4 protein-coding genes and 1 pseudogene are annotated in these 4,762 nt (G+C 65.8%); 3 read left to right on the plus strand and 2 right to left on the minus strand.

Features of this window, described 5'->3' with window-relative positions:
* Positions 1–426, plus strand: a pseudogene (gene acnA / locus AC04L7_RS12620) (aconitate hydratase); the annotation flags it as partial.
* A 65-nt stretch (positions 427–491) separates the two neighbouring features.
* Here acnA and AC04L7_RS12625 read toward each other — a convergent pair.
* On the minus strand, positions 492–2,948 hold the full coding sequence (locus AC04L7_RS12625; RefSeq protein ID WP_475513121.1) for a S9 family peptidase: 2,457 nt from the start codon (positions 2,946–2,948) through the stop codon (positions 492–494).
* 153 nt (positions 2,949–3,101) lie between these two features.
* Here AC04L7_RS12625 and AC04L7_RS12630 point away from each other — a divergent pair, with 153 nt between their 5' ends.
* Entirely contained in the window at positions 3,102–3,566 is a 465-nt protein-coding gene (locus tag AC04L7_RS12630) for a hypothetical protein (RefSeq protein WP_435998393.1), read from the plus strand.
* 7 nt (positions 3,567–3,573) lie between these two features.
* Here AC04L7_RS12630 and AC04L7_RS12635 read toward each other — a convergent pair whose 3' ends face one another.
* Positions 3,574–4,035, minus strand: coding sequence for a nuclear transport factor 2 family protein (locus AC04L7_RS12635; RefSeq protein WP_435998391.1), 462 nt, complete (start codon positions 4,033–4,035; stop codon positions 3,574–3,576).
* Positions 4,036–4,129: 94 nt separating this feature from the next.
* Between AC04L7_RS12635 and AC04L7_RS12640 the strand changes: the two genes are divergently transcribed.
* A partial coding sequence (locus AC04L7_RS12640; RefSeq protein WP_475513122.1) for an AMP-binding protein occupies positions 4,130–4,762 on the plus strand: 633 nt, incomplete at its 3' end.

Below are 4,762 nucleotides of genomic sequence, written 5' to 3' on the forward strand. Positions count from 1 at the left end.
GCGATGAAGTACAGGGCCGATAGCGTCCCGCTGGTGGTGATCGCGGGCAAGGAGTACGGCACGGGCTCCTCGCGCGACTGGGCGGCAAAGGGCACCAACCTGCTGGGCGTGAAGGCGGTGATCGCGGAGAGCTTCGAACGCATCCACCGCTCCAACCTGGTCGGTATGGGCGTGCTGCCGCTGCAGTTCGTCGATGGCCAGAACGCCCAGTCGCTGGGCCTTGACGGCTCGGAAACATTCGACGTCACGGGCCTGCAGGACGGCGTTGCGAAAACCGCCACGGTCACCGCGCGCAAGTCCGACGGCAAGAAAGTCGAGTTCCAGGCCAAGGTCCTGCTGCTCACGCCGAAGGAAGTGGAGTACTTCCGCCATGGTGGGCTGCTGCACTACGTGCTGCGCCAGCTGGCGGCGCGCAAGGCCGGCTGAGTGCTGGTAGCGGGAAAAGAAAAAGGCCGCCCTGAGGCGGTCTTTTTCGTGCAGGCAGTCGTGTTTCAGCGAGCCGCAGCCGGTGCTGTGCCGGCCGCCTGCCCCTTGTTCTTCACGTACCGCTCCAGCCACTGGTCCTGTTCCCACAGCAGGTGCAGGACCGATTCCTTCGCCGCATAGCCGTGGCTCTCCTTCGGCAGCAGCACGAGGCGTGCCGGTGCACCGAAGCCCTTGAGCGCATTGAAGTAACGCTCGCTCTGCATGGTGAACGTGCCGGAGTTGTTGTCGGCCTCGCCGTGCACCAGCAGCAGCGGCGTCTTCATCTTCTCCACGTGCATGAAGGGCGACATGTCGTTGTAGACACCGGGCGCCTCCCAGTAGTTGCGCTCTTCCTGCTGGAAGCCGAACGGCGTCAGCGTGCGGTTGTAGGCGCCGCTGCGCGCGATGCCGGCGGCGAACAGGTCCGAGTGCGTCAGCAGGTTGGCGGTCATGAACGCGCCGTACGAATGGCCACCCACGGCCACACGCGAACGATCGATGTACCCGAGTCCGTCGACGGCGTCGATCGCGGCTTTGGCGTTGGCCACCAGCTGCTTGATGAACGTGTCGTTCGGCTCGTCCTTGCCCTCGCCCACGATCGGGAACGCCGCGTCGTCCAGCACCGCATAACCGCGCGCGACCCAGTACACGGGCGAGCCATAGCTCGGGAAGATGAACTCGTTCGGGTTCGTGGTGTTCTGGCCCGCACTGTCTCGGTCCTTGTACTCGGTGGGATACGCCCACATCACCAGCGGCAGCTTCTCGCGCTTGGCCGTTCGGTCGTAGCCGGCCGGCAGGTACAGCGTGCCCGTGAGCGGCAGCCCGTCGGCGCGCTTGTACGTCAGGACTTCCTTGTACACGCCCTGCAGGGCCTTGAAGGGATTCTCGAACTGCGTCACCGGCACCGGTGCGATCCGCTGCTTCAGGTGGCGCACGTAGTAGTTCGGGAACTCGGTCGGCGATTCGATGCGTACCAGCGCCGTGCCCTGCGCGGGATCCAGCAGCGCCTGGATGCTTTCCTTCTGGCCTTCGAGACGCGACGTGTACAGGCGTTCCTTCTTGCCAGTGGCCAGTTCCATCCGATCGATGAAGGGGAACTGCCCCTCGGGCGTGAAGCCGTCGCCGATAAGGTACGCCTGGCCATTGTCCAGGTCGAGCACGGTTTCACCCGCGCTGTTCTTCCGCGTCTCGAACTGCCCCGGATCGCTGTACTGGTCCTGGTAACTGCGGCTCACAAGTTCGCGCAGCGGCGCGCCCGGCTTCGACGGATCCAGCACGTAGGTCCGCGTATGGCGCGTGTTCCACCAGTAATCGGTGACGATCGCATGCGTGTCGTCGCCCCACAGGATGCCCTGGACGCGGTCGACGGTCTTGAAGAGCGACTGCGGCGGCGAAGTGAACGGTGCCTGCCAGGCGAAGGCTTCATCGCGGAAGGGCACGTCGTTCGCCGGATCGCCCTTGTCCAGCGCTTCGGCCCAGACCAGCGTGGCGGGCTGGTCCGCACGCCATTCGACATCGCGACGACCCGCGCGCACGGCCATGAAACCCTTCGGCAGGTTTTCAGCGAGTGGGGCTTMGACGACGGTCGTCACCGGCTTGCCGGTGGTTTCCACCACGTCGGCGCGGTACGGGAAGCGACCATAGGGCACAAGGTAGGAAAACGGCTTCTGCAGGGTGCGCAGCAGGACGTACCGGCCATCCGGCGAGAACGATTCGCCGGTATGCATTGCCGCGGCACGCCAGAGCGTCGCGCGCCCCTTCAGCGGGACGCGGTGCAGTTCGGACGTGGCGAGCACGGCGAAATTGTTTTCGTCCGACGGATTCTTCAGCAGGTCCTGGTAGGTGCGGTTCTGTGCCTTGCTGCCATCGCTCACCGACACCGTCGGCCCGGTCGGAACGGAACGCGCCGTATCGAGCAGCGCGGGGCGTTGCGCCGGCAACATGCGTACCAGCAAGGCCTGGTTGTCGCGGAACCAGGTCAGCGGATTGCCCACGTTGCCGTTGACCCGCGCCTCGGTCAGGCGGGTGGCCTGCGCAGTGGCCAGTTCCATCACCCACGCTTCCACGCCGGTTCGCGTGGTGTGCGTGAACGCCAGCCGGCGTTCGTCGGGCGACCAAGTGAAATTCGCCAGGCGCGGCGCCGCAGGCAAACCCGTCACCTGCTGCGCGCCACCGCGCTGCAGATCCTGCACCTTCAGGTTGGTGAAGTAGGTGGTGGTGCTGGCGATGTTGGTGCGTGGATTGACGCGCAGGCCACCGAGACGGAGCTCCTCGTCGGACAGTTCTGCCAGCGACTTGAACGTGTCGCGGTAGAACAGCACCAGGTGCTGCTTGCGGCTGTCCGTCGCGACGGTGGGCGGTCGCTGCACGTCGGCGAGCTGCAGTATCTCGGCCGGCGGCGTCTGGTACGGCAGCGCATCCTGCGCGAAGGCATTTCCAGCGGCCAGCCACAGGCACGCCAGGAGTTTCCAGCGAATCGACATGAGCGGTTTCCCCGTTTTGATACGCCGATCATCACGGCTCCCCCGGGTCGTGGCAAGACCGGGCACGGCGTGCGAGGAACGCTTGCCGGTCGGCTGCGCCTGGTGCGTTATGCCCCTTGAAGGCCTTCGTCGAAGGTCGTCCGAGACGCCGCCATGGGAGTTCCTGTCCTGCGTTCCACCAGCCTGCTCCTCGTCCTCGCCTTCTGTGCCCACGCCCGCGCTGCAGCGCCCGACACCGATCAGGCCAGGCGCATCGCCGAGCAGTTCCTTGCCACCCGGCAGGCCAGCGCGGGCCCGCAGGAAGCTTATGAAGCGGGCGATGTCGCCGTGGCCGACCTGGACGGTGACGGCGAGCCGGAAGTCGTCGTGCTGTGGACGATGCTGGGCCCCACCTACTGGCATCACGGCGTCACGGTGCTGGCACGCAAAGGGCCGCATTACGTGCCCGCGGGCGAGACCGACGAACCATTGGGCAGCGTGGAAGGCATGGTGGTGCGCAACGGCACCGTCGAACTGAAGACGAAGTGGCCCGGACCCAACGACGCGCGCTGCTGCCCGACCGTTCCCAGGACGCTGCGCTACCGGTGGAGTGCCGGAAAGCTGTCGCCGGCGAAATAGCGCGCGGTCAGCGGGGCGCGTTCCAGCGCGCGTGGTAGATCCGCCAGTCGCCTTGTTCCCGACGCCATGCGGTGGTGACATCGTAGGTCTGCGCCTGTTCCGGAAGGAGCCGGCCCGTACTGCCGGTTAGCAGCACCTGGAACGACACCGTCGCATTGTCTCCATCGACCCGCACGTCCAGGGGACCGGTCGTCGTCCCCACGCGTGCGTTCGCGAACGTGCGTGCACGCACCAGGTTGTGCAACGCAGCACGATCCATGCCGGCCGGCCCGGTGAAATCGTCGCTGACGCCATCCATGAAATCGCCGACGCGTTTCTCTTCGACGGCCGCCTGCATGCCTCCCACGCGGTGCCGCAGCTGGGCCTCGGGTGTTTCCGCGCTGCACGCCACCAGCGTCGCCAGCACGAGCGCCGCCGCCGCGATGAAAGCCTGCCCGATCTTCGCCATCGAAACCTTCGCCTTTTCCATCCGGAACGGTATGCTCCCGGCAGGCGCCCCTTTCGGCGCTCGCCCACATGCATGCCGCGAGGCAGCCCGTAGACCCTGGGGAGGGAGCAGAACGATGAGTCAGGAACGTCCGTGGTTCAAGAGTTATCCGCAAGGCGTGCCGCAGCAGGTGGACCTGGAGCAGTACCGCTCCATCGTGTCCGTCTTCGATGAGGCGATCAGCAAGTACCGCGACCGTCCCGCGTTCCGCAACTTCGGCAAGACCCTGACGTATGGCGAGATCGACAAGCTCAGCCGCCAGTTCGCGGCGTACCTGCTTGGCGAACTGAAGCTCAAGAAAGGCGACCGCGTCGCCATCATGATGCCGAACTGCCTGCAGTACCCCATCGCCATCTTCGGCGTGCTGCGCGCCGGCCTGACGGTGGTGAACGTCAACCCGATGTACACCCCGCGCGAGCTGAAGCACCAGCTGGTCGATTCCGGCGCCAGCGTGCTGCTGGTCGTGGACAACTTCGGCAAGACCGCGCAGGAAGCGCTGGCCGGCACGCAGGTCAAACAGGTGGTCACGACTGCGCTGGGCGACCTGATCGGCTTCCCCAAGGGCGCCATCGTCAACTTCGTGCTGAAGTACGTGAAGAAGATGGTGCCCGACTACGACATTCCCGGCACCGTTCGCTTCAAGGACACGCTGACGCTCGGCCAGCTACATACGTTGCCCGACATCGACATCGATTCCGGCGACATCGCC

The sequence above is a fragment of the Pseudoxanthomonas sp. LjRoot204_2 genome (assembly GCF_056175765.1).

Coding starts and splice junctions, on each gene's coding strand:
- AC04L7_RS12635 (WP_435998391.1), bottom strand. CDS start 4,035: ATGGAAAAGGCGAAGGTTTCGATGGCGAAGATCGGGCAGGCTTTCATC.
- AC04L7_RS12630 (WP_435998393.1), top strand. CDS start 3,102: ATGGGAGTTCCTGTCCTGCGTTCCACCAGCCTGCTCCTCGTCCTCGCC.